Annotated in this window: 23 protein-coding genes; 16 read left to right on the top strand and 7 right to left on the bottom strand. The window is 64.3% G+C overall.

Features of this window, described 5'->3' with window-relative positions; all coding sequences use genetic code 11:
• Positions 1-41 precede the first annotated feature (41 nt).
• The 3 genes from O3305_RS07015 to O3305_RS07005 form a co-directional block, all read right to left on the bottom strand.
• Entirely contained in the window at positions 42-1,517 is a 1,476-nt protein-coding gene (locus O3305_RS07015; RefSeq protein ID WP_269575756.1) for a hypothetical protein, read from the bottom strand.
• 135 nt (positions 1,518-1,652) lie between these two features.
• Complete coding sequence (locus tag O3305_RS07010) at positions 1,653-2,078, bottom strand: DUF3617 domain-containing protein (protein WP_269575755.1); 426 nt, start codon at positions 2,076-2,078, stop codon at positions 1,653-1,655.
• Positions 2,079-2,198: 120 nt separating this feature from the next.
• Positions 2,199-4,691 (bottom strand): BTAD domain-containing putative transcriptional regulator, encoded by a 2,493-nt coding sequence (locus O3305_RS07005; protein ID WP_269575754.1) that lies wholly within the window; start codon positions 4,689-4,691, stop codon positions 2,199-2,201.
• 270 nt (positions 4,692-4,961) lie between these two features.
• Here O3305_RS07005 and O3305_RS07000 point away from each other — a divergent pair, with 270 nt between their 5' ends.
• The 5 genes from O3305_RS07000 to O3305_RS06980 all read left to right on the top strand — a co-directional run bounded on the left by O3305_RS07000 (position 4,962) and on the right by O3305_RS06980 (position 7,581).
• Positions 4,962-5,390, top strand: a complete 429-nt coding sequence (locus O3305_RS07000) for a hypothetical protein (RefSeq protein WP_269575753.1) — start codon at positions 4,962-4,964, stop codon at positions 5,388-5,390.
• A 123-nt stretch (positions 5,391-5,513) separates the two neighbouring features.
• Complete coding sequence (locus O3305_RS06995) at positions 5,514-5,885, top strand: DUF3617 domain-containing protein (protein WP_269575752.1); 372 nt, start codon at positions 5,514-5,516, stop codon at positions 5,883-5,885.
• Between the two features lie 63 nt (positions 5,886-5,948).
• Positions 5,949-6,521: a hypothetical protein gene (locus O3305_RS06990; protein ID WP_269575751.1), complete on the top strand. Its 573-nt coding sequence runs from the start codon at positions 5,949-5,951 to the stop codon at positions 6,519-6,521.
• An 85-nt stretch (positions 6,522-6,606) separates the two neighbouring features.
• Positions 6,607-7,194: a hypothetical protein gene (locus O3305_RS06985; protein WP_269575750.1), complete on the top strand. Its 588-nt coding sequence runs from the start codon at positions 6,607-6,609 to the stop codon at positions 7,192-7,194.
• A 24-nt stretch (positions 7,195-7,218) separates the two neighbouring features.
• Positions 7,219-7,581 carry a tunnelling fold family protein gene (locus O3305_RS06980; RefSeq protein ID WP_269575749.1) on the top strand — a complete coding sequence of 121 codons (363 nt, stop codon included), beginning with the start codon at positions 7,219-7,221 and terminating at the stop codon, positions 7,579-7,581.
• 46 nt (positions 7,582-7,627) lie between these two features.
• On the opposite strand, the gene O3305_RS06975 is transcribed toward O3305_RS06980, so the two are convergent.
• Positions 7,628-8,425, bottom strand: a complete 798-nt coding sequence (locus O3305_RS06975) for a hypothetical protein (RefSeq protein ID WP_269575748.1) — start codon at positions 8,423-8,425, stop codon at positions 7,628-7,630.
• Positions 8,422-9,396, bottom strand: a complete 975-nt coding sequence (locus tag O3305_RS06970; RefSeq protein ID WP_269575747.1) for an AfsR/SARP family transcriptional regulator — start codon at positions 9,394-9,396, stop codon at positions 8,422-8,424. The genes O3305_RS06975 and O3305_RS06970 overlap by 4 nt, the downstream gene beginning before the upstream one ends.
• 326 nt (positions 9,397-9,722) lie before the next feature.
• Here O3305_RS06970 and O3305_RS06965 point away from each other — a divergent pair, with 326 nt between their 5' ends.
• Together O3305_RS06965 and O3305_RS06960 are read left to right on the top strand one after the other, a co-directional pair.
• Complete coding sequence (locus tag O3305_RS06965; RefSeq protein ID WP_269575746.1) at positions 9,723-11,765, top strand: hybrid sensor histidine kinase/response regulator; 2,043 nt, start codon at positions 9,723-9,725, stop codon at positions 11,763-11,765.
• Complete coding sequence (locus O3305_RS06960; RefSeq protein ID WP_269575745.1) at positions 11,762-12,508, top strand: LytR/AlgR family response regulator transcription factor; 747 nt, start codon at positions 11,762-11,764, stop codon at positions 12,506-12,508. Before O3305_RS06965 ends, O3305_RS06960 begins: the two co-directional genes overlap by 4 nt.
• Positions 12,509-12,574: 66 nt before the next feature.
• On the opposite strand, the gene O3305_RS06955 is transcribed toward O3305_RS06960, so the two are convergent.
• Positions 12,575-13,174 (bottom strand): outer membrane protein, encoded by a 600-nt coding sequence (locus tag O3305_RS06955; RefSeq protein WP_269575744.1) that lies wholly within the window; start codon positions 13,172-13,174, stop codon positions 12,575-12,577.
• A gap of 242 nt (positions 13,175-13,416) precedes the next feature.
• On the opposite strand from O3305_RS06955, the gene O3305_RS06950 reads away from it, so the two are divergent.
• The 7 genes from O3305_RS06950 (at position 13,417) to O3305_RS06925 (ending at position 19,745) form a co-directional block, all read left to right on the top strand.
• Entirely contained in the window at positions 13,417-14,625 is a 1,209-nt protein-coding gene (locus tag O3305_RS06950) for a serine hydrolase domain-containing protein (protein ID WP_269575743.1), read from the top strand.
• 132 nt (positions 14,626-14,757) lie between these two features.
• Positions 14,758-14,910 (top strand): hypothetical protein, encoded by a 153-nt coding sequence (locus tag O3305_RS06945; RefSeq protein WP_269575742.1) that lies wholly within the window; start codon positions 14,758-14,760, stop codon positions 14,908-14,910.
• Positions 14,911-16,058: 1,148 nt separating this feature from the next.
• Positions 16,059-16,817: a hypothetical protein gene (locus O3305_RS06940; RefSeq protein WP_269575741.1), complete on the top strand. Its 759-nt coding sequence runs from the start codon at positions 16,059-16,061 to the stop codon at positions 16,815-16,817.
• A 493-nt stretch (positions 16,818-17,310) separates the two neighbouring features.
• A complete protein-coding gene (locus O3305_RS06935; protein ID WP_269575740.1) occupies positions 17,311-18,054 on the top strand; it encodes a hypothetical protein in 744 nt (247 codons plus the stop codon).
• A gap of 253 nt (positions 18,055-18,307) precedes the next feature.
• Positions 18,308-18,619: a cupin domain-containing protein gene (locus O3305_RS23130; RefSeq protein WP_353739234.1), complete on the top strand. Its 312-nt coding sequence runs from the start codon at positions 18,308-18,310 to the stop codon at positions 18,617-18,619.
• Positions 18,620-18,712: 93 nt separating this feature from the next.
• Positions 18,713-18,871, top strand: coding sequence for an NUDIX hydrolase (locus O3305_RS23125; RefSeq protein WP_353739225.1), 159 nt, complete (start codon positions 18,713-18,715; stop codon positions 18,869-18,871).
• Positions 18,872-19,361: 490 nt separating this feature from the next.
• A complete protein-coding gene (locus tag O3305_RS06925) occupies positions 19,362-19,745 on the top strand; it encodes a hypothetical protein (protein WP_269575738.1) in 384 nt (127 codons plus the stop codon).
• 468 nt (positions 19,746-20,213) lie between these two features.
• On the opposite strand, the gene O3305_RS06920 is transcribed toward O3305_RS06925, so the two are convergent.
• A complete protein-coding gene (locus tag O3305_RS06920; RefSeq protein ID WP_269575737.1) occupies positions 20,214-20,519 on the bottom strand; it encodes a T6SS immunity protein Tdi1 domain-containing protein in 306 nt (101 codons plus the stop codon).
• 576 nt (positions 20,520-21,095) lie between these two features.
• On the opposite strand from O3305_RS06920, the gene O3305_RS06915 reads away from it, so the two are divergent.
• Both O3305_RS06915 and O3305_RS06910 read left to right on the top strand, forming a co-directional pair.
• Positions 21,096-21,632, top strand: coding sequence for a response regulator transcription factor (locus O3305_RS06915; RefSeq protein WP_269575736.1), 537 nt, complete (start codon positions 21,096-21,098; stop codon positions 21,630-21,632).
• 106 nt (positions 21,633-21,738) lie between these two features.
• Entirely contained in the window at positions 21,739-23,670 is a 1,932-nt protein-coding gene (locus O3305_RS06910) for a hybrid sensor histidine kinase/response regulator (protein WP_269575735.1), read from the top strand.
• The last annotated feature ends 8 nt before the right edge of the window (positions 23,671-23,678 follow it).

The following is a 23,678-nucleotide window of genomic DNA, read 5'->3' as shown; positions in this document are numbered from 1 at the left end:
CATGCGAGGCGGGAACCGCGTTCGCATGCCGGCCAAAGCCGTTACCACTCCGGTTCGGAGGCCGGTGTGGGTTGGAGCGTTGCGGTGACGGACCCGTCCGAGACCTTGAACGGCCCCGCCACCGGCTGATCGAACAACACGCGCAGGCGCGCGATTGCACCGGGCTGGATCGGTGCAGACCCGGTGGGCGTGACCGGTGTGCCGCGGATCGAGAAAGTCTCGCGCTGGATGGTCACTTGCTGATCCCCCGATCCGATCGCCGAGAAGTTCAGGTTGCTGCCGCCGAGATACTGGACAGACGTGCTGCGGTTGCGCGCGGTAAACACCAGCTCGAACCGGCGGCCCGGATAAGGCGCGGCCCTGTCCAGACGAACCTCGAGATTGCGCAACGGCGAGAATGGACCATTCCCCGCTGGCGCGCCTTCCGTGACGTTCGGCCGGGTTGCCAGGGCTGGGAGGCCGAAGCTGATTGGCGGCGCGCCATTCTGCTGCACGGAGAGCGTGACGAGCCTGGCGTGAACCGTCTCCGGCTTGAGCAGGAAGCGGATTTCCCGCGTGGCGCCGGGTGCGACATTCGGCATGATGTGGAACGGCTGGGGCGTGCCGGTGCCGGGCATCCACAGCGCACGCGTGGGGACGCCAAGACCATCCTCGTCGGTGACGGTCACCGTCCAGTCGCCATTGGCCACCAGCTTTGCCGCGCGCGTCGCGTTGCGCAGGTTGAGCAGCACATCGACCTGGCCACTCGCATCGACGGTCGCCCGGACGATTCGGACATCGAAATCACGCGTGCGGCGATAGCCTTCCGGTGCCGGCGTCGGCGCGGCGATCCCGCCATTGCCGGGGGTGGAGGCGCCCGTGCCGGGAGCGGAGCCTCCTCCAGTGCCGGACTTTGCTCCGCCAGCTGCGCCGCCCGGCGCGCCGGATGGCCCCGTCGCGGGGCCGGGGCCGCCACCGTTGCCTGGCGGCTTTCCTCCCGGGCCCGGGCCCGAGCCGGAACCGGAAGGCGGACGTCCGCCCGATCCGGACGGCGGGCGGCCCTTCAGCGTGTCGTCGGACTGGTCATCCTCATCCTTGTCGTTATCGATCGGGCCGCGATTCTTGCCTAGGCTGTCAGCCGGCACGAGCTCGTAGGATTTGATCTCCCGGTTGCGACAGGTCTTCCGTCCACCCCAGCTCACTTCGAAGATGCCGCAGGGATCGGCGCGGATACGCTGGATGAGGACCATGCCGTCCGGCCGTTCCTCAAGGACGATCTCGTCGACATGGGTCATGCGGCCGGGTTTTCGCGGCTTTGGCATTTTGGGTGGGACCAGCGGCGCGATCAGGTCGGCATCGGGATCGACCAGGGGCGCGATCAGATCGGCATCCGGATCGACGAGGGGCGCGATCAGGTCCGCATCCGGATCGGCGAGCGGCGCCAGCTCCTGGGCATGGGCGGGAGGCGCCCCGATACCAAGGAACAGGGCGCTCGCACCGGCCAGGTAACGGCGCTTGCCATGGCGAAGAGGGTGCATGTTGATTTCCATTGAAGCGTTCGAAAGGCTGCCTCGTGCATGTCGTTCCGAGGATGGCGGAGACATGCGCCGTGAAAATCGAGTGAATTGGGTCCGGGGCCTAGAGCCTAGAGCCTAGAGCCTAGAGCCTCGAGCCTAGAGCGTGCAGAGCCCGCCGAGCCTGCGCCCCTGGGTGGTGACGCGCATCTCTCGGGGCGATCCACCGGCGCTGCCCAGCGTTCGGGTCCGGATCTCGAACGTCCTTTCGGTATAGGCGCCCGTGATCTCGGTGAGCGAATGGCCGTGATCGGCGGGGCCACAGCGCATGACGATCTCGATCCGGCCGCCAGACACCAAATCCTTCTCCATGCGGCATCCGGCGGCGGGCAGCGGCCGCGCAAAGGCGCCCTGCGCACGCTTCGCCGAGATGCACGCTCGCGTGCTGGAGGACAGGGCAGTATTGGCGCCGGTGGTGGTCAGCTCATACAGGCCGGGTATCAGGCCGGGTGCCTGCACCGGTGCGGCAAGCGTGCCGAGGACAAGCGGAAACAGGATGCGGGCCATGCCGCCTGACAGGCTCATGCGAGCGCTCCTCATGGAACTCGGCAATATCGCCGATCACCCGGAGCGGACTAGGGACGCCTGCCGCCTATGGTGACGCAGGATGCGTGAAACGGCGGTGAAATCGGCGGGCAGAGCGCGTCAGTGCAGATCCGAGCCATAGATGTCGATCTGCAGATCGCGCCGGGTCAGAAGGAGGCCGCCATCGCGGCGCAGCCCGAAGCTGGCGCTCCAGTATAGCGGCCCGGCGTCGGTCAGATCGGTTTCCTTTCCGGTTGCCAGATCGTGCCTGCGGATCATCCCGGCGGAAGTGCCGCCCTCGCGCGCCACATAAAGGATCGCGTCGCGCGTGACGTACCAATTGCGCCAATCGCGCGGATGGAGATCGACCACCAGCTGCTCCGGCCCCGTGACCCGGCCGTTCGGGCCGATCTGGCGTTTGCGAATGCCGCGTTCGCCATCGACCACATAAAACAATGCCTTGCCGTCTGACGAGGGAATGGCACGCCAAGGCCCCTCGCCGGTTACCGGCTGCGCCGAATTGGCGCGCGAGGGATCCATCCGCCAGATTCGCCAGCCACCGCCACGGCGAGATCCGAAATAGATATACTGCCCGTCGGGCGACCAGAAAGGATGCTCTTCCTCAACAGCATCCGCCGTAAGCCGGATCGGCTCGCCGCCGTCGCGCCGGATCATGTAGAGGTCCGAGCTTCCTCCGCGAATGCCACTGAAGGCGATCCATGTGCCGTCCGGCGACCAGCTGGGTCCATGAATGATCCAGCTACCCAGTCGCGTACGCTGCCGCGCCGGCTGACCCGGGGTTGCGATCCAGACTTCATCCCTGCCGCCGCGGCGGGAGACAAAGGCGATGTCGCCCAGGGCCGACTGCGTGGGGAAGCGGTCGAACAGGCCGGGCCGCAGCCCGGGCACGACCTGCGGAGGTGTTCCGGCCCGGGCGTCCGGCGCAAGCTCCAGCAATGTGCGGCGATCCTGCATCGCCTCGAACGCGAGCCGCTTTGCCTTGCGCGAATAGGCCAGTTGGCGGAATTCGGAAACGCCGACGGAGAGGCGTCTCGGCTCCGCGCCATTCCGCAGGTCAAGCCACCACAGCCCGGCGTCGCCTCCCCGATCGGCGGAGAACAGGATGCTGTCGCGTCCGTACCAGACCACGCTCCAGATGTGCCCGGCGTCCCTGGTGAGCCGGCGCTCAGCGCGTGTGGCCAGGTCGAGCAACATCACATCGGTGGCGTCGTGTCCGAACATCCGCACGAACACGGCGCGGCGCCCGTCGGCGGATACCTTCGGATAAAGGTCGCCGATCGTTTCCGCAGGCGGCGCCGTGACGACCCGAACGGCACCGGTATCGACACGCAGCAAATAGAGCTGGTTCACTGCGCCCGCCTTGGGGCTGTCGCTGAACAGGATCTGCTTGCCGTCCGGCGTCCAGTCCAGGTCGGTGACATGGGTGGTGGCGCAGCGGCCGACGACACGCTCGTCACCCGCCGGCATCATCTTGACCACGATTTCGCAAGGGCGATCGCCGGCGGCGGGGACACGGACAAAGGCGATCGCCAGGCCGTCAGGCCGCCAGGCTGCGCCCTCATCGGCGGCAGGATCGCTGGTCAGCCGCAGCGGCGTACCCTCACCCTTTGCCGGCAACAGATAGAGATCGGTGTTGCCATCCTTCATCATCTTGAAGACGAGCTGCTCGCCATCGGGCGACAAAGCGGGCTCCGCCTCGATGTCGTCCGCCTTGGTGATGGGGTAGACCGTGCCAATCGTCGGGGGCTGTTCGCCCGGCCATGCGAGGAAGCCGATAGCTGCGGCCGCCGCTCCTGCAATCCCGATCCCGGCCACCCATGCCAGGCGGCGCCGGTGACGCGGCTCCCGGGCGGGAGGGGCGGACCTGTCGGGTTCCTCCGATCCCTGGGCCGGCGGTACGGGGATTACGGTCGGCGGAAGCTCAAGCGCACTGGCTGCCGGGGTTTCGGGCAGCTTGCGCCTGCCTGCTGATAGTTCCTGGTACAGGACAGTGGTCGCCTGTTCCGGGGCGACGCCCAGTTCGCGCCGCAGCAGATCCGACAGGGCACGATATTGCGCCAATGCCAGCGAGGCGCGCCCCTGCCGCGCATAGAGCGCCATCAGCCCGCGATGGCCCATTTCGTTGAAGGGATCGATCGACAGGAGGTGGAGGCTGTCGGCGATGCCGGCGTTGAGGTCGCCTTCTGGCCGCTGTGCTTCTTCGATCAGGCTCACCAGGGCGCCGACCACGCGTTGGCGCAGTCTTGCCTGTTCGACGCCCAGCCATTCGTTGAACGCAACCGAATCGCGCAGCGAGAAGCCGTGCAACAGATCCGTGCGGTAGAGCGCCACTGCCTCGCGGCGCTCAGGGGGAGTGCCCTTGGCGAGCTGCTCGAAGTTGCGGACATCGATTTCGACATCTGGGGTGAGCTTCAGGAAGTCGCCTTCGCTCACTAGGATCGGCGGGCCGTCGCCCTCGATCCTGCGGATGGCGGCGGCGGCCTGGCGCAGACTCACCCGGGCCTGTGCCGGGTCCGCATTCTCCCAGAGCAGGGTGGCAAGCACCTCGCGGCGAGCCATACGGTCCGGCTGGAGCGCGAGATAGGCGAGCAACGCGATGGCCTTGCGCGCGCTGAGTGCAGCCTCGCCATCAGGGCCCGTCAGCCGGAAATTGTCGAGCAGGCGCAGCCGCCAGCCGGATTGCGCTCCCACTCCAAAACCCCGGATTAGTGCGATTCCGGCGGCCTATAGCTCGCTCCACGCGTGCGGCAAAGATGATCGGCAACCGGTTTCACGCGGATTTTACGCCGCTCCGCCCCGCGATGACGAGGGCTGCTGCGAAACGGGAACCGAAAGCGATCCCGAAGACAAGGACCCATCCTCATGCACGAACTCCTTCCCATGCTGACCAGCCCGAACCAGACCGTGGCACGGACGGATTTCTGGATCGCGGGCGCGGTCCTGTTCGTGGTGGGCTTGGTGCTGTCGATCATTCCACTGCTCGGCATGATCGTCCCGCTGGTCCTGCTCTATCCCTGGACCTGCCTGGCGATGGGCCGGCTGCGCGACATGGACCGCACGCCGTGGATCGCGTTCGGCCCGGCGGCGCTGTGCGCGCTTTGCGGGGGCCTGGGCTTCGCCACGGCGGTGAGCGCGATGACCCCGGCCGGGCTCGCCCTCGCGATCGTGCTCGGTGGGGCGACGCTCACCGTCGCTACGCTCGCCTTGCCGCTGACACTGGGCTTCCTGCTCTGGATCGGTCTTACCGATGGCGAGGAACCGGCGCGCCTGTCCGCCCCGACCCGTCGCTGACGGAGCGGCGCCATGAAGGTTGCGGCGGGTGTTCTGTTCACCGCGGGCATGGGCCTCAGCCTATCGGCATGCGAAGGAGGAGAAGGCGCTCCCGCCGCTTCTGCCGCACAGGAGGGGGAGGCGGTGCGCCTGCCCCGGCTCCGTCCCGGACGCTGGCTGTCGGTCGCGATGACCGACGGTGGCATCGACGATCCGGAAGAGACCTGTGTCGGTCCCGACTATGATCTGGCCGAGCGCTTCGGCATCGAACGGAGCCGCGCCTGCAAACGACAATTGCGTCGCGAGGGCGATCATTATGCGATCGCCGCCACCTGCTCCAACCCGCTCGCCACGGTAGCGCTCAACGGAACGATCGACGGCGACTTCCGCAATGTCCTGACAGCGGTGCTGCGCCTGGAGGTCACGCCCGCCGGCCAGCCCGGCGAGGTGACCGAGATCGCGCTGGAGAGCCGGTACCAGGGCCCATGCACCCGGCGCATCGGGATCCTGCCCTGAGATTTTCAACCCGGCCCACCGCTCACGCGAACCCCTGCAGGCCGAACCATTCGGAGGACGATCATGAAGAAGACCCTTTCGCTGGCTGCGCTTTCCGCCGCCGGGCTGCTTACAGCCTTCGCGCTGACCGGCACCGCGGCGCCCGCATCCTCGCCGATCGGGCACTGGACGCAGTCGAGCAGCGGGCTCGAACTAGTGCTCGCGCCCAGGTTCAAGCTGCAGCCCAATTATGGTCTCAGCACCGGCACCAACCTTGGTGGATCGGTCGGGCAATATTCGGCCACCCGCACCACCATTGTTACCGAGCCGGTGCCGATGCAGGTCAGCCGCTCGATGGCGCTCGACATCCAGCCGAACGGCCAGTTCAGCTGGAGCATCGAGAAGCGCCATCCCGAAACGCCGAACGGCACCTGCCTCAAGACGACCCGGACCCGGAAGACCGGGCAGATCGAGCAGGCGGGCGGCCGCATCCTGTTCAAGGTGACTGGCGGCACCGAGAGCTGGAGCAAGAGCTGTGGCGGCGAGGGCAGTGCCGCGCTGGCCGGCTCCAGCGAAACCTATGCGGTCACACTCGAGCCGACGCGGATGCGTCTGGTCGATGGACCGGTGAATTGGGTCTTCCGCCGCGCAGGCTGAAGACCCCGGGGCGGCGCCACCCCCGACCCCCGGCGCCGCCCCATACCGACGCTCCCTTCAGCCAGTCTCAAGCAGGAGAAATCCGATGCACCCTGTTTCGCTTCCCGTCGGCCATTTTCATCGCGGCCGCGCGTTGACCCTGATGCTCTTGGCCACTGCGCTTGGCACCCAGCCCGCCATGGCGAGACAGGATGTGCCCAAGGCGCAGGAAGGATCGCAGCAGGGGACCATCGTCCGCGCCGAGGATCAGGCGCTGAGCTGCCCGCAGCTCCAGGCGGAAATCGATAGGCTGATGGTTCGGCTCGGCGAGGATGCTGTCCGGATGCAGGATAATGCCGAGGCGGTTCAGCGGCTCAATTCGGAGACCACGGCGCGGACCGGGGAGATCGTAAAGAACGCGCAGTCAGGCCAGGCCATGAGCTCGATAGCCTCGGGCATCGCCGGCGTGGTGCCGGGCGGCGGGTTGCTGTCCGGCCTGATCGGTGCCGCGGCCAGCGCGGCGACCGGCCAAGCGGGCAAGTCGAAGAAGCTCGTCGCGCAGCAACAGGCGGCGGCCCGCGAGATGCAGGAGAAGATGCAGCGCATGTGGGAGCAGGCGAGCACGCCGATGCCGGCCGCGCTGCGCCTTCAGCACCTACAGACGCTGCAGGGCCAGAAGCGCTGCGGCGGCTGACGCAGGCGGCGACGGAGACGCGCAGTGTTCACGGTCCTGAACGCCGAGAAACTGCGCGTCCTGCATGCCGGCGGATCTGAGGGTCGGCCAGAGCAGGTCCTCCCGCTCGGCATCGATGTCCAAGCGCTCGTGCCTGGCAGCGCCGGCTATATGGGGTCCTCACCCTATGCTGTGCACTATCGCGATCTTGTGCAGACAACCCTCGCAACGGCGCACGAAAGCGGAGGCGTCAGCCCGGAGTGCCTCGGTGAGAGTATCGCCGAGGCACTGTTTCGGCGGTTTGCGCGGATTGAGGAACTGGAAATCCGGATTTCCCGGCTGGGAGCCGGGAAGGACAGCCGTCTCCTGCTTCGGCTCCATCGAACCAATCCCAAGCGCTGCGGCTGACCGCATGAATTGCCGGGAAGGCGTTGCCGCCTGGTAACTTCGGCAGCTACCAGCTACCCCAGCGGGCAGGCTTCTCCGCGCGTATGGGAGCCTTGCCGAGCGGCGGCGCTTTCAGACGTATCCGAACGAAGGGCCCCAATGGCAGCGATTCGGCGCATAGGTCCTTTTCGACCGTGACATTGTGACGCAGCTCGAAGGTCGTGCCTGCGACGAAGTCGCTACGCGTGTATAGGATGCGGGCAAGGCGATCGCCCGGCAGCCGGCTGAAGCCGTTGGCGCCATAGAAGCTCTCCATTTCCTGCATCTTCCTGGCCATCACGCGCTTTCCCGTCTGATCGGCCCAGCTGTAGAGACCCGTGATCCCGATCGAGCCGACCCGCGAATAGCTGTCCCGAGGCTGCGCGAACTTCTGGTCATATTCCGCAGACACCGAGAGGCCGGACGTGAAGATGAGATCTCCCAACCGGTTCATGCACCGTACCGGCCTGAAGCCGGGCGGGACCGGCAAGGGACCGTAGAACTTTTCCACGAACGCGAAGGGGTCCAGCACACCCTCTCTCGCCTCGCTTGTGGCCCTTGTCCAAGCCTGACCATCGATGCTCTTGACGCCGATCCAGTGTGACGGAAGCGCGCCGGCAGGCGCGATGCTTGAGCTTGCCGCGCCTCGCGAGCCAAGTCTGGACGAGGGGGAGGGTACAGGTCTTGTCCTCGGCACCGGGGTCTTGCCGAGCGCCGCCTCGAACTCGTCGGAACCTGTCGGCGCGGTCTGCGCCGTGGATGGCGCGGTGATCATCAGCGCCAGCAACGCTGCGCCTCCCTTAAGTCCCCATGCTTCGATCTTCACTTCCCACTCCTACGCGTTGCAACCGCCACCAGCGATCGCTGCATGGGTTGCACCGTGAACCGATCCAGGGCGCTGCTTCGGAGCGTGAAGCCGACGTGAAAGCCGGAATCTCCCTTGTCTTCCCAGCCCAGGGCAGCGGGCGTTGCAGGGTGCAATGCCCCGCGCCACGCCGGGCGTAGGGTGCTGACGGTGCCCGGATTGGGGCGCTGATCGGTGCTGGCCAATCGTTCATGGGACCGGTCACGCCGGTGGTGCATGAGCAGGTTGTAGAGCGCGACCGTCTCGCTTTCCGGCGCCACCTGCAATTCGCTGCGGAGCAGGGCGACCAGGCTACGGAACTGCTGGATGGCAAGCGCCGTGCGCCCCTGCCGGTGATAGATCCGCATCAGTCCGCGGTGTGCGGGTTCGTTGAACGGATCGATCCGGAGCAGTCGGAGGGCCGCGGTGACGGCCATGTTATGGTCCGAGAGTTCGGCGACTCCCTGCTCCGTGATGCCGGCCAGGAGCGCGACGCAGCGATTGCGCAGGCGCGCCTGCTCGATGGCGAGCCATTCGTGAAACGCATCGCCATCGCGCAGATGGAAGTTCGCGAGCAGATCGCCGCCGTAGAGCCCGCATGCCGTCAGCCGGGCCGCGAGATCTCCGTCGCAGAGTGTCTCGAACCGGACGCAGTCGATCTCGACTGCGTCGGACAGCGCGATCATGTCGCCTTCGAAGATCAGCAGGGGAGGCACGCCGTCCTGCAGCTTCCGCAGCGAGGCTATCGCCTGGCGCAGGCTGACCAGCCCTTGCGAGCGATCCACATATTCCCACAGCATCGCGACAATGGTTTCGCGGCTGGCCGCGCGTCGGTTCTGGAGCGCGAGGAAGGCGAGCAGCGCCGCCGCCTTGCGAACGGTCAGTCGAGCCGGCGCGCCATCGTGCAGCAGCTGGAATCCATCGAGCAGGCGCAGTTCCCACGTCCCAGGCACGTCAGCCTCCTTTTGAAGGCCCGATGCATGGACCCTTGCGGCGCGGTAGGCGGGGCTGCGGGGGAGGGCAGCCGGATATCGATCACGCGACGGGCGCGCGTTCAAAGGCAGATCCGCGGCGACGAATTGCCGGCGGGCAGCGGCCGCTGCCCTTAGCTGTCTTCACGACCTGCTTTTAGTCGGGCCAGATCTGCCTTTCGTCGGGTATCCGACGACTGATCGCCAATCGGTGGATAGGGAAAGATTGACGGGGCCATGGAGTGGCACATGGTATCGAACACCTGCAACATCCCGCTCCGCCCGACCGGTTCTACGGAAATTGCCCAATGACGCATGCGCAAACTCCCAATGCCGGCTCCGGGCTCTCCCATGAGGGGTTTCTCGGCACGCTACGCGACCGGCTGCGCAACGAAGTCGATTGCGACGTCATCCTGCACCAGACCTCGCGGCGTCTTGGCGAACATTTCGGCGCCAGCCGGGTCGGCTATATGGAGCTCGACGATTCGACGGTTGATATGCTCGCGCGCGGTCACTGGACCGATGGCAGTGTGCCCGAGATCGCCGGCCGCATGCCGTTCGAGTCCTTTGGGAAGGCAATTACCAGCTCCCATCGCCGGGGCGAGATCTGGATGCACAACGGTCTGGACAGCCCACAGCTCGACGAAGTCGGCCGCGCGGCCTGTACCGCCTATGGCATCGTCTCCGCGATCACCGTCCCCCTCATCAAGAACGATCGGCTGGTGTCGATATTGTCTGTCCAGCAGAGCAGCCTGCGCAGTTGGTCGAGCGAGGATGTCGAGCTGGTGGCAGAGGTGGCCGAACGCACCTGGGCGACGCTGGAGCGGGCCCGTGCCGAGGCCGCCCGGCGCGAGAGCGACGCCTTGCTCTACACGATCATGACGCATGCCCCGATCGGCATTTATCTAAAGGACGCCGCGGGCCGCTATCTCGTCGCCAACCCGGAAATCGCACGCAGGCTGGGCCGGCCGGCCACGGAAATCGTCGGCAGGACGGCTCCCGACCTGCTCGCAAAACCGCTCGCCTGCCAGATCGAGCAGCTGGAGAAGGAAGCGTTGCGGCGGGACACGCTGCAAGTTAGCGAACAGCAGTTCGGCGCGGGAGATGAGACAGTGCTGGCGATGCGCTTTCCCGTGCGCCCCGATCCCGACATGCCGGCGCGGGTGGCGGGGTTTGATGTGGACATCACGGCGCTCAAGCGCGCCGAACGGGAGCTGGAGCGTTCCCGCGAGGCACTCTATCAGTCGGAGAAGCTGAACGCCCTGGGCTCGTTGCTGGCCGGCGTGAGCCATGAGCTCAACAATCCGCTGGCGATCATTCTCGCCCAGGCCGAGCTGCTCGAACATCAGCTGGCGGGCAGTCCGGAAGCAGATCGCGTCGGCAAGATCCGTCGCGCCGCCGAACGGTCCGCCCGCATCGTCCAGACCTTCCTTGCCATGGCGCGGCAACGCAGCCCCAGGCATGCGCCGGTTTCGATCAACGAGGTTGTGACGGCGGCGCTCGACCTGACCGAATATGGCCTGCGTTCCTCGGGCGTGTTGCTCGATCGCCGACTGAGCGCCGATCTGCCCGCGCTGATGGCGGACTCCGATCAGCTGCATCAGGTGTTCATGAACCTGATCGTCAATGCGCAACAGGCGATGGAAGGGCATGCCGGCAAGCGGAAACTTAGCGTAACCACGGCAGCGGGGCAGGAGCCCGGCACCGTCGTTGTGGAAGTGGCCGATACCGGCCCGGGCGTGCCGGCGGAGCTGCAGCGCCGCATCTTCGAACCCTTTTTCACGACCAAACCCCAGGAGAAGGGCACGGGCGTCGGCCTGTCCTTCTCGCTCGGCCTGGTCGAGGCGCATGGCGGGCGGCTCGAGGTGCTCGATCGGCCCGGCGGCGGTGCCTGCTTCCGGGTGTCGCTGCCGATCGGCGCCGTCGCTGCGCCGCAGAGCGAAAGCAAGCCCGACGTCCAGGCGATGCAAAACGGGCGAACCGCGCTCATCGTCGACGACGAACGTGACATCGCCGAAGCCCTGGCCGATCTGCTTGGTCTCGAAGGGTTTCGCTGCACCATCGTCGGCGGCGGCATCGAGGCGCAGGGGCATCTACGCGATGGCGAGTTCGACCTGATTATCTCCGATCTGCGCATGCCGGACATGGATGGCACCGCGCTGTTCGGGTGGCTGCAGCGCGCGCGCCCCGAGTTGCTGCGCGGCTTCGCCTTCTCCACCGGCGACACGCTGAGCCCAAGCGCCGCCCGGTTCCTGGCGCGTGCCGGGCGCCCGTGCCTTGACAAGCCTTTCACCCGGGCGGCCTTGCGCGCTCTGCTCGCGCAAGTTGCCGATGCGAGCGCGCGGGCATGAGGCGCGCGCCGCATATCATCGTCGTCGATGACGAACCGGATCTGCGCGATTCCGTCGCGTCCTATCTGCGCATCCACGGCTTCCACACCTCGGAAGCGGATGGCGCCGCAGCGCTGGACGCTCTGCTGCTCGAACGGCGGGCGGATGCAATCCTCCTCGATGTGAACATGCCTGGCGAGGATGGGTTCAGTATCGCCCGGCGGCTTCGCGACAAGCATGATGCTGCGATCATCATGCTGACGGCACGCACCGACCTGATCGACCGCGTGGTAGGGCTGGAACTGGGTGCGGACGATTATGTCGGAAAGCCGTTCGAACTGCGTGAGCTGCTGGCCCGTGTCCGTGCCGTGCTGCGACGTAGTGAGAGGCTTGCTGCGCCAGGCACTGCGGCGGTGGAGCAGAGCAGCTATCGCACCGACTTGTGGGTCCAGGAGCGCGGAATGATGGTCCGCGTGCCGGTGGAGTCGATCGAGATGATCCGCGCCGACCGCGACTATGTCACGCTGCATGGCCCGCAACGCTCCTATATGCTCCGCTCCACCATGGATGCACTGGAGGCCGTGCTCGACCCGGCGCAGCTGCCGCGCGTGCACCGGTCGGCGTTCGTCCGGCTCGAGCTGGTCAGGGATTTCCGGAAGACGCCGCGGGGAGGCCGCATCATCCTGGCGAATGGCCTCGCTCTTTCCGTGGGACCTCGATATCTGGCCGGTGTGATCGAACGTCTTGGGCTGCACCAGGGTTAGAACGGGCCGGGTCCGAGTGCGGAGATCCCCGCCCGCGTCACCGCGAGCGGGGATAGGATGCATCTGTTAGAAGCGCATGCCGGCGCCGAGACGAACCTGCGCGCGATGTGCACCCAGGGCGTAACGATAATCCCCATAATGGGCGCCGCGATAGGCGAGTGAGACATAGGTGCTGCCGCCCAGCTTCTGCTCGACGCCGCCACCCCAGAGGAAGCCGCCCTTGGTGCCGTTGATCTGATAGCGATCCGGACCCGAGTGGTAGACGACGTTCAGGCCGGCATTGGAATAGCCCGCCGATGCGAACAGGAGCGTGCTGCGGGTTACCGGCGTGCCGATCCGCGCTGCGGCATAGAGTTCGCGGCCGGGCTTCGCCGTGAGGGAGTCGCTACCCAGATGTGCGATCTGCTTGTCGCCGAGCGGCTTGCCGAAGCCGAGTTCGGCGCCGACCAGCAGGCCCTTCGTGACCATATGATCATAGCCGGCGGAAATGCCGATGGTGGCCGTGTTGAAGTGGCGCGGCAGATCCACATAGTCATCGGACGCATCGAGCTGATCATAGGCGATGTCGAGCTGAACGCGCGGTCCGCTGAACCCTGTGTCCTGCGCGTTCGCCTGCGCGGGCAGGGAAAGGGCGACGAGACCGGTCGCCGCGATAAGGGTCTTCATGATCGTTTCTTCCTAACCTTGATATGGTGGAAGCGTGCATGCCGCCCGGCTTGGCGATCCCGTCGCTCGGCGGCGTGAAAGTGGGGTGAAAGCCGGATCGCAATGAGCACTTGCGGGCTAGGCTGAGCCGGCTCCGCCAAATCAAGCAGGATCGAAGCGAATTCACGCCGGATTGACGTTCCGTCGCGGCGTCGCCGCGCGCGGATGGAGACGGACTACACCTGACCTATCCGGAGAGAAACATGGCCACCGACTTTGCTTCCGATCGCCGTGCGCTGCTGAAGGCAGCGGCGATCACCACCATGATGCCAACCCCATTGCTGGCGGCCTCGGCAACACCTCCCGTCGCCGATTCCTTCATTCGCGCGATCAACGGTTCCGCGGAAGATCGCCGTGCCTGGCTCGCGCTTCACATGTCACCGGCGGGCTTGAAGCGCCAGCCGCTCGAAGAAGCCGCCCGGCTTCTTGACGGGATCAGCCTGCGCTCTGGCGGATTGTCGCTTCTCGACGTCGCCGCAGAACCGGGCCGGCTGCTGCTCAAGGTCAAATCGAGTAAGGGAGGCAAGGTCAGGACTGCACAATTGCGGCCTGACCGAGATGATGCCTCCAAACTCTATGGGCTTCCGGACATGGCGACGCCCATGTCCTATGCGCGGCGGCTCATCGAGGTACCGGTTTCCCGCTCGAAGCTGCGTGAGGCCATCCTGCATCGGATCCGGTTCGCTGCGATCCATGACGAGTTTTCCGGCGCCGTTCGCGTTGTCGCGCCAGACGGCGAAACCCTGGTCGATGCCGCCTTCGGTTTCGCGGATCAGGAGGCTGGCGAACGCAACAGCATCGAGCATCGCTTCAACCTTGGATCCGCCGACAAGAGCTTTACCGCAATCCTGGTGGGACGACTCGTCGAGCAAGGGCGGCTGAGCTTCGACGCGCGTGTGATCGACATCCTTCCCGAATACGCAAATCGCGCCGCCGCCGAGAAGGTCACTGTCCGTCACCTGCTCACCCATTCTGCGGGACTGGGGGATTTGTGGAGCCGTCCGGGCTTTTCGCGCGACACGGACTATGCCCGCGTCTCGGATATCGTGCCCAGCTTCTGGGATGCGGCACCGTTTTTCGAACCCGGTTCGCGCTATGCCTATTCGAATGAGGGCTATGTCCTGCTCGGCGCGATCATCGAGAAGGTGACCGGTCGCGACTGGTGGAGCGAGCTGGCCGAACACATTTATGCCCCGGCCGGCATGCGGCGCAGCGCGCATTTCCTGAACACGGATTCCGCGCCGTTGCGTGCGATCGGCTACAAGCTGCAGCTCGGCGACGTACTCGCGCTTGAGGATCGCGTTGCCGACCGCTCGCGGGTTGCCGGGCACAGCGGCAATTCGTGCGGCGGCGGTTATTCCACGGTTGCCGACATGACCGCCTATCTGCGCGCCTTGCGCGAGGGCGCCTGATGTCACGTGAGATGACCAAGCAGATGACGATGGCGGTTCCACACGGGCTCGAGGTCACCGGTCTTGGTGTGCGCGAAAAATATGGCATGGGCTTCACGTTCAACCGCTTCCACGACAGGACCATTCGTGGGCATGGCGGCGGCGGCCCCTTTTTCCGGAATCGACGGACGTTCGGGCATCGTCTGGGAAACCGGCTGGGCCTATTCGATCCTCGGCAATTATGACTCGCCCTATGCTGCTGCAGTTGCCCTCGAGATCGCCTATATGCTGGCGTCCCAGGACTAACCCACAAGGACGGGCAAGGAAATATGGAGGCGAGCCGTCCTCGCCTCCATATTATTTAGACAACAGTCTGATCCTGGGTCGTCCGTAGCCGACTGACAGGACGATGCTATTTGTCGAATGTCTGTGAAGGGGCCATGATGATTAGTACCCGCCAGGCGCCGCCCTGGGAGAGTTGGGCGAAGCTCAAAAGCATGTCGGCGGTACCCGTCGTCTACTTGCGCGAGCCGAAGGAGCCAGGCGACCGGTCGCCTGTGCGCCGGGCCGAACCGGATAACTAGGGCCTGCTCCACCGCCGCCTGCTCTGTCGTTCCGCTGACAACGCCGGAGACAGTGCATGCTGTTGCCTCCATGCCGCTCTTTCCGGTCCGGATCTGGGCGCTGCCGGGCCCTTGGTGAAATGGAAATACTGCTCCGACGGACCAAGAGTGGTCGTCCAACCCAAGGCGTGTATAGCGGACGGCGCGATCGGCCCTGTGCACACGACTTTCAGGCAGGCGAGGGTGGCGTCCCGCACGGCTTGAGGCGTCACTTTCACAATTCCAGTGAGCATGGGCATTGCACGCGACATTGCCGGGAGACCGGTTGGCAGTTGCGGATCGGCATCCCCGTGACCTGCCGGCTCCATACGGTTGGCTTGCGGGGGAGATGTAGGCGGGGTCGGTGTGCCGATGGTCGGCTTGCGCGGCGCAGGCCGAGCCAACTTTCCACGTGACAGCGCCTGCTCGAAGGCATCGTCGTCACCCGGCCGCTCCCGCGCGACTGCGGAATTGCAGATACCGCATACCGCGAATACCGCCCTTGGCTTCGGGTCGCGCAAACGATCGATCAGTTAGCCTGGAAGCCGCCCGTTGGGTTTGCAGAGGCCTTGGAACACGCGGTGTCGCTATCGCCTGAAGTCGTGCATCCCCGCCGCGGACCCCGATCCCGCTGTGAAAGCCATTATTCCCTGGCAGTGCGCTTTTTCCGCACTCTCGGGTTTCCGGCCCAGAACCTTGGCGAATTCCTGGCGAAGGTAGGGTTTCACGGCGTTTTGACGCCACGCCCATGCCGAACACGGGACGCGACCGCCATCGCGGATCGATCTGAAATCCGTTGGCGCCGGCGTAACCGCTCGTGCGCCGCAACGCTGCGATAAGGGTATGGGAACAATGACGCATGGCAACACCCGAGCGACGCCGTATCGGCTCGCGGCTGTGACGATTGGATGCCTGGGCTTGATCTCATCCGTGCCGGCGTTCGCGCAGGAGCAGGGCGGCAGCACGATCGACGGCATTGAATTGGCACCGCTGGTTCCAGAGCCCGATCCGGAACTCGCGCCTCTGGTTCAAGAGCCAGACCCAGACCTCGCACCGTTGGTTCCCGAGCCCGACCCCGATCTCGCGCCGCTGGTGCCGGAGCCAGACCCGGATTTGGCGCCACTGGTTCCGGAACCAGATCCGGAACTCGCGCCACTGGTGAGACCCGATATCCACCCGGGACAGAAGCAGCTTAGCGAGGAGGAACTGATCGAGCGCGGCGCCGCCACCCTGCGCGATCCCGATGCGGCAAGGAAATCGATCGCCCGCTCGATCGAATGGGCAGGCCGTGAGTTCAATGCAGCGATGAAGAAGGGCAAGGTCTCCGACGAAGATATGCGCAAAGCGATCAAGGCGGTTGAGGAAATGAGCCGCCTGGACAAGGCCGGTGCATCGGGAGCCGGCACCGGATCCCGCCAACCGGCCGGCAAGCCGATCCCGCTTGAGATCAATGTCGCCGAGCAATTGGAATGGCAGCGCCGCGCGGAAGCCAGCAATGGTACGATGACATTGGTGGAAAAGCCGCTCCGCGTCACCACCTGCCGAGGAGGCAATTGCACGACGAAAATGGTGATGCACTACGAACTCCGGCCGGTGGCGCCACTTGAGTGAACATGGCCGGCTGGGAACGGCTCATTGCAGCTTCTGGATGCCTGCGTCGCTGGCTGACGGCGCCATTTTCACGCTGGCGCTACGCTTCGCTCGCAGCCGCCATCACCAGGCGGTGGCACTGCCATTCGACGTGGGAATCAAGCCTTGGCCCCCAAAGGTGATTCCGGAGAAATATTGCATGTCCATTCCAAGCTCTGGGGATCCGATCCTGTCGAAACCTCACTACGCGCGATCTAGGAACGGCGCTCTCGCTCAGGCGCCGGCTTCCAGGCGTAAACCCGGTGCGCAATCGGGCGCCGGCACTAGGGGCGTGACGTTCGGGCGACCAGGTCGAAATCTCCGATGCCGCAAAAGCCGCGTTCGAGGCCTCGGCGTCCGCAGACGCCGAGACGCAGACGGTCAAGCAGCGGGTGATGGCGCAATACCAGCAGTTCAACAGGCCGGCTCCTTCATATCCTTTGACCTGTCGAACGGAAGGCAATTCCTCGATCTGTTGAGCTTCAGCGACAACGAAGTGGCGCAGATCGCAGTCGATCGAAACGGCGAATTCTCGGGAGAAGAATCCAGCCGCGGCGTCGCCTCGCTTCGTTTTCACTCGCTTTTCACGCCGACCAACCGCTCCGCCGAGCAGTGGCCTGCCAGGGCCTTGGTATCGAGACGCGGAGTAAAGAGAACGGGGATGAAAAAGTTCATATCGGCGGCAAGTGTCGTCGCCTGCGGATTGGCAGTGCAGGCTAACGCGCAAACTGCGAGCTTCACCGGGCCGCGAGTTCAGCTAGATGCCGGGTACGATCAGCTCGACGCGAGCGACGAGTATCCCGACCTGCCGCGGCACTTCGATAATGCGTATCTCGCAGCGACCCTGGGCTATGATGTGGTGATGGCGGGGGGTATTGTCGGGGGTGCCGAAATCGGCCTCGGCAAGCCGCTCGGCGGAAGCAAGCGTGCGTCGCTCGGAAGTGACGCGCTGACCGTCAAGCCGAGCCGCGAATGGATCGACGCCATTCGCCTCGGCACAAAGGTCACGCCCTCGACCTTGCTGTTCAGGACCGCGAGCTACTCGAACGCCCGGATCTCCGCCGCATACCAGTCGCCCGCTCTCCGGAGGGCGATCGCATTCGGATCGAAGGCACCAAGGGGCCATTCTTTGGGGAGGCGGCGTCGAACAGGCGATCTCGGGCAATGCTTGCGCTTCGCCGTGCGCATTATGGCAGCTATGATTATCAGTGCGGTGTGAAGTGTACGCAGATCCGGGTGGGGCTCGGCGCTCGGTTCTGAGGGCCGGCACCTTGTCGCCCAATGCTCGAACCGGCCCGCGCCGTTCGCCATTCAAGCCGCGAAACCGTCCGACGGTCTCCAAAGTGAAAGGATGTCTTTTGATCACTTCCATCGCGTTAGCCCTCGTCTCGCCGCCGGCCTCGGCGACGGCGCTTCAGTCTCGTCCAAGTGCCGACGCAGCCGATCAGGCGAGCATAGTCCGCATCCCGCTCATGGAGCGCCAGCTGTCGCCGGAAAAGCAGGTCGAAACCGTCAAGGTGGCGCGGATCGACTTCCGACCCGGTCAACGGACGCACAGGCATGTCCATCCAGTCCCGACCATGGGAATCGTCCTCAAAGGGGCGATCAGGCTACAGGTCGAGGGCGAGCCGGCTAGGATCCTGAAGGCGGGTGAGAGCTTTTTCGAACCGGCAAATACCGTGGTGCTGCACTTCGAAAACGCCTCCACTCACTCCGCGGCGAGCTTCGCCACCTTCTATCTGCTCGGACCAGACGACGACGAGATCATCCGCGAGGTCCGTTGAGCGATTGCTCACGCCGCCGAGGCGATCCGCGCGGAAGTAGCGGAAGAAACCGGTTTCGAGATAGCGAACCCGCAGCCGGTCTTCGAAGCCTTCATGAGCCCAGGATCGATAGCCAAGAAGCTTTTCTTCTTCGTTGCGAAATATGCCCCCCCCGACCGAAAAGGGTTGGGCGGCGACAAGCTGGAAGAGGGCGAGGATATCGAGGTAGCGGAGGTCACTATCGAGCAGGCGCTCGACATGATCAGCCGCTGACAGATCTGCGACGGCAAGACGATCATGCTCGTCCAGTTTGCTGCGCTGCACCGCTATAAGAAATAATCCCCTAAGGTAGCACGAGGGCGGTCGTCGCTTCGCCGACATGGTGGCGCGCATACCTGGGAAACCATCCGGATGGCTTTGAAAGAGGTTACGTCGAGAATGCGCCAGTCTGTATTCCGGCTTATGTTGAACCGGCTCAGCATGGAGTGCCATCGCCCGCTTTCTGGCCAAGACCGCCAATAGCCGCCAGTCTGCTACCGGCCCAAGAGCCGACTGGCTGCTGCCGGCGAAAGCTGCGGGGCAGAAATGCGCCCCATTGCCGCCGTTCCGCGGGCCGCCTGCTGATTCCAAAAGCCGCCGTTCGTTCATTCGGGAACCAGTGTCCGCTATTGGGGGGAAAGCGGGCTGACAGCTTTGTGCCAGAGCGATAGGAATTGAGGGTCACCGATGCGTTGAATTCGAACCAATGGTAAAGCCGGGTCCCGTGTACATACGTTTCGTTTGCTATCAGTTGGTGGAGTCGCAGCGCCAGCGTCTGGGCCTGTTTCAGGCATTGGACGAGGCCCGCGGTTGTGATTTCGCGCCGTCATGGGCCTTGGAGCAGATCGAAGAGATATACGGCTGGTTCAAGAAGAACTTGGCAGCGCCAGCGCTATTTTCACGCGGTGGGTGGAAAGGCTGGGGGCAACCAGGACTCTCTTGGTTCAAGCCTGTCGCTGTCGAGCACATACGCCAGATGCACCAACTAAAGCTCGCTCTGGAGGCGTGCGGTGTTCACGTGGATGTTCTTACGACACGCGACCCCGGATACATTATCTGGCAAGATCAGCACCAACTTGTGGCCGAGCCGGGAGCACGAAAATTCTGAGAACGAATGTCCGTAAGTTGGTACTCCTATCGAGCCGCTTTCGCCCTCGGCTTGCAAGCGCCGGAAAACAGAAATTGGGCGGTTAGCCGACAGTCCGCTTTCCACACTGAAGCCAGAATATAGTGGCAAAACTAACTGCGCCTCCGACCGCCGCCGCGCTTATCGGTATCCCGAGGCTTTCGAGAATGCATAGAGCGGCAATCATGATGAGCAGGCCGACCGAATAGCGAAGCATCGCAATCATCCGTCAGTTTGAGGTGGGTGTCCCTGGCAGCTTACTCAGACAGGTGAAGGGAAGGCGCTTGGGCGCGGCGCCGATATCTGCCGGAGCCACCATCTGGTTGGCCGACAGCAATTGGGCCCGGCGCCGATATCTGCCGGGGCCACCATCTGGTTGGCCGACAGCAATGACGACATCTGGTGGTCAGCTACCGTTAAATACCGAGGCGAAGCGCGTTCGCCTGCCGCTCAGCGCTCTCGAACCTTCGCCAACAGCCTCGCCGATATCGTCCAGTAGACGGCGAAATCGCTCAGTTCCAGATTGCCCACCTCATCCGCGCCACCGAGGAAAAGCGGCTGCCGATAGCCAATACATTGATCGTAGGCCGGACGGCTCCCACCGGTGGACAGCCACTGCTCGAAGAACGAATAAGCTACTGCAGCGTCAGGCTCCTCTATCAGTTCCTGCTCATGGAATGCGATGCGATCCAGCGGTATCTCAAGAGCCTCGCCGGTGCCTGGCTCAAGCAAAAGGACCAGTGGTTTGTCTGCCACGATGCGTCCTTCGTCCGTAGCAAACTGCCGGCCCAGCCAGTCGACGCCGAAGCAGCTGATCTGCCCGGCGAAAGCCGGAAGGCCTCCGTCGCAAGGGCGGTGAAACGTGCGATATCTTGCGGACGATGCAGGCGATATGCTCCTTGCAGGTAGGTGTCACCGTCCCGCGTTTGGGCATCCACACCGGGTTTTGCCTTTTTCCCCCAACCGAACATCAACGAACCTCCCTGCGGCACGTCTCAAACCAACTTGGCCCTCCCGGCCCAGCGTCGGCCCTCACTTGGCATATGAGCCGCCCAAATTGAAAGACGCAGTAGGCGTCGGATTAACACTTCAGCGGGCGGGGCTTTTTGCCGGCAATAGCCGCCGGTCGCCTTTTCGAGCGCAGCTGCCGGGCGCTCTGGCCGGTCGCTCAGCGGGGAAGCAGGCGCGCGCGTCGCTGGCTTCCACGATAGGATCTGCGATATGGTTGCAGCCACGGCGTTCATGGAACGATGAGGGATGGCTTTGACGAGGTGGACCAGTCCCACGCAGGAGATCATTGGCTCGATCCGGCTATCGCCCATTGCTTCTATCGTGACCGATCCCAGGGCCGACGATAACCCGATCATCGCGGCGAACCGCGCGTTCGAGCGTCTTACCGGATATTGCGAAAACGAGCTCGTCGGGCGCAATTGCCGCATTCTCGCCGGCCCTGATACCGACCCCGTCAAGAGGGCGGCTCTGCGCGAAGCGATTGCGAGCGCGACGCCAACCATGATCGAGCTCGTGAACTACCGGAAGGACGGCAGCAATTTCCTCAACGGGCTCATGATCGCGCCCGTTCTGGACGACGACCGAAGGCTGGTCTGCTTCGTGGGAAGTCAGATGGAAATCGATCGCGCGCCGCGCCAGGGGATACCGTCGTCGGCTGCGGAGCGACTAAGCGTGCTTACACCGCAGCAGCAAACAGTTCTTCGGCTGGTGGCGCGAGGCTGGCGCAACCGGCAGATCGCGGAGGAACTGGGGCTGACCGAGAAGACCGTCAAAATATATCGCAGCGCCCTCGTAAAACGCCTTGGTCTCGCCACCAGCGGCGAGGCGATGCGTCTGGCGATAGAAGCCGGTTTCTAGACTCCCCGCCGACGCCCGCGGGGCGAATCCTGTTGCGCATAACTCCATGTTCAGTATGGACTTTGGTCTATAGTAGAGCCGGGGGGGTCGACACAGGATCAGCCCATTGCATTTGTCGGACTCACGCACGCAGCCCTCTCCGGAAACGTTTCAGCTGCTCGTTGACGCAGTCAGCGACTACGCGCTCTACATGCTGGATCCGGCTGGCCGCATCGTTACCTGGAATAGTGGTGCTGAGCGGTTCAAAGGCTATTCCGCCGAGGAGATCATCGGCGAGCATTTCTCCCGCTTTTTCTTGCCGCAGGATCGTGAGGCCGGCGTCCCGGCGCTGGCCTTGGAAACTGCTGCCCGGGACGGCCGCTTCGAAGCAGAGGGTTGGCGAATCCGCAAGGACGGCAGCCGCTTTTGGGCGCATGCTATCCTCGATGCCATCCGCGGCGACGATGGCTCGCTTGTGGGGTTCGCCAAGATCACCCGCGACATCACCGAAAAGCGACGCCTCGAACAGGCGACCTATGAGAGCGCGCTGCAACTGAAGATGCTCGTCAAGGGCGTGCGTGACTACGCCATCTACATGCTGGACAGGGATGGCAGGATCACGAGCTGGAACGCCGGCGCGCAAGCCATCAAAGGCTATGCCGAGGAAGAGGTGCTCGGGAAGCACTTCTCTCTCTTCTATACTGCGGAAGATCGCGCCGGCAGCACGCCGGAGAGGGCACTCCAGGCCGCCTTGGAGGAAGGCAAGTTCGAGGCAGAAGCGCAGCGGGTACGCAAGGACGGTTCACTCTTCTGGGCGCATGTGGTGATCGATCCGATCTACAACGACGCCGGCGAGCATGTCGGCTTCGCCAAGATCACGCGCGATGTCAGCGAGAGGAAGCAGGCGGAGCATGAACTGCGCCAAACCCAGGAAGCCTTGCTTCAGTCGCAAAAGCTTCAGGCGCTTGGAGAGCTCGCCGGCGGGATCGCGCACGACTTCAACAACCTGATGACCGTCATGCGGGGCTCGGCTGACTTCCTGTTGCGCCAGCCGGACATGGATGTCGAGAAACGCAACCGTTATCTCAGCGTCATGCTGGACACGGCAGAGCGGGCGACCGGGCTCACCTCGCAGCTGCTAGCCTTTGCACGTCGCCAACCGCTAGAGCCCGAGGTTATCGACCTTAGCGTCCGGCTCGATGCCATGGGTGAGATGCTGGGGCGCACCTTGGGGAGCCTCTATGAGCTCGAGCTCAATCTCGCGCCGGCGCTTTGGCCGGTCGAGATCGATCCGAATGGCCTTGAGGCGGCGTTACTCAATGCGGTCGTCAACGCCCGGGATGCGATGCCCCATGGCGGAAAGATCACCCTGTCAACCGCCAATGACAAGCGGTCGGAAGGCGACGGGGTCCTTCTGTCGATCCGGGATACCGGCGAGGGAATTCCACCTGAGACGCTGAAGCGCGTTTTCGAGCCGTTTTTCACGACCAAACCGATCGGCAAGGGCACGGGCCTAGGCCTCTCGCAGATCCATGGCTACGCGCTCCAATCTGGCGGCTCGGCCAGGATTGAATCCGAAGTGGGTAAAGGCACCCTGGTGGAGCTCTGGCTGCCGCGAACGAACAAACATCCGCTCAGGGAAGCTGTTTCACAGCTTCACGCGATGATTCCGGCCGGGCTCCGAGTCCTCGTCGTCGAGGACAGCGAACATGTCCGCTACTTCGCGCGGCAACTGCTCGATGATCTCGGCTGCAAGGTGATCGAAGCATCGAATGGCAGCGAAGCGCTCGAGCTTCTGAAGGAACATGACGTCGATCTCGTCTTTTCGGATATCGTCATGCCGGGAATGAGCGGTTTGGAACTGGCAACCCAGATAAGGGATACCTATACCGACATCCCGGTATTGCTCGCGAGTGGGTATAGCAGCAAGCAATTCATTCCCCGAGACGAGCGGGAGTTCCCGATACTGCGAAAGCCATACAACCTCGCGACGCTCGCCGCCGGGATCAATCAGCTCGTGAATGCCGCCGATGGTAGGGACCGGGGCAAGGAGTCGTAAACGCGGAT

It is taken from the genome of Sphingomonas sp. NIBR02145 (assembly GCF_027359115.1).
In the GTDB taxonomy this organism is placed as follows: Bacteria; Pseudomonadota; Alphaproteobacteria; order Sphingomonadales; family Sphingomonadaceae; genus Sphingomonas; species Sphingomonas kyeonggiensis_A.
The sequence above is the reverse complement of the archived record's forward strand: the minus strand, read 5'-3'. Positions and strand labels throughout refer to the sequence as shown.

Coding starts and splice junctions, on each gene's coding strand:
- O3305_RS07015 (WP_269575756.1), bottom strand. CDS start 1,517: ATGCACCCTCTTCGCCATGGCAAGCGCCGTTACCTGGCCGGTGCGAGC.
- O3305_RS07010 (WP_269575755.1), bottom strand. CDS start 2,078: ATGAGCCTGTCAGGCGGCATGGCCCGCATCCTGTTTCCGCTTGTCCTC.
- O3305_RS07000 (WP_269575753.1), top strand. CDS start 4,962: ATGCACGAACTCCTTCCCATGCTGACCAGCCCGAACCAGACCGTGGCA.
- O3305_RS06990 (WP_269575751.1), top strand. CDS start 5,949: ATGAAGAAGACCCTTTCGCTGGCTGCGCTTTCCGCCGCCGGGCTGCTT.
- O3305_RS06985 (WP_269575750.1), top strand. CDS start 6,607: ATGCACCCTGTTTCGCTTCCCGTCGGCCATTTTCATCGCGGCCGCGCG.
- O3305_RS06965 (WP_269575746.1), top strand. CDS start 9,723: ATGACGCATGCGCAAACTCCCAATGCCGGCTCCGGGCTCTCCCATGAG.
- O3305_RS06960 (WP_269575745.1), top strand. CDS start 11,762: ATGAGGCGCGCGCCGCATATCATCGTCGTCGATGACGAACCGGATCTG.
- O3305_RS06955 (WP_269575744.1), bottom strand. CDS start 13,174: ATGAAGACCCTTATCGCGGCGACCGGTCTCGTCGCCCTTTCCCTGCCC.
- O3305_RS06950 (WP_269575743.1), top strand. CDS start 13,417: ATGGCCACCGACTTTGCTTCCGATCGCCGTGCGCTGCTGAAGGCAGCG.
- O3305_RS06945 (WP_269575742.1), top strand. CDS start 14,758: ATGGCGGCGGCGGCCCCTTTTTCCGGAATCGACGGACGTTCGGGCATC.
- O3305_RS06940 (WP_269575741.1), top strand. CDS start 16,059: ATGACGCATGGCAACACCCGAGCGACGCCGTATCGGCTCGCGGCTGTG.
- O3305_RS23130 (WP_353739234.1), top strand. CDS start 18,308: ATGGAGCGCCAGCTGTCGCCGGAAAAGCAGGTCGAAACCGTCAAGGTG.
- O3305_RS23125 (WP_353739225.1), top strand. CDS start 18,713: ATGAGCCCAGGATCGATAGCCAAGAAGCTTTTCTTCTTCGTTGCGAAA.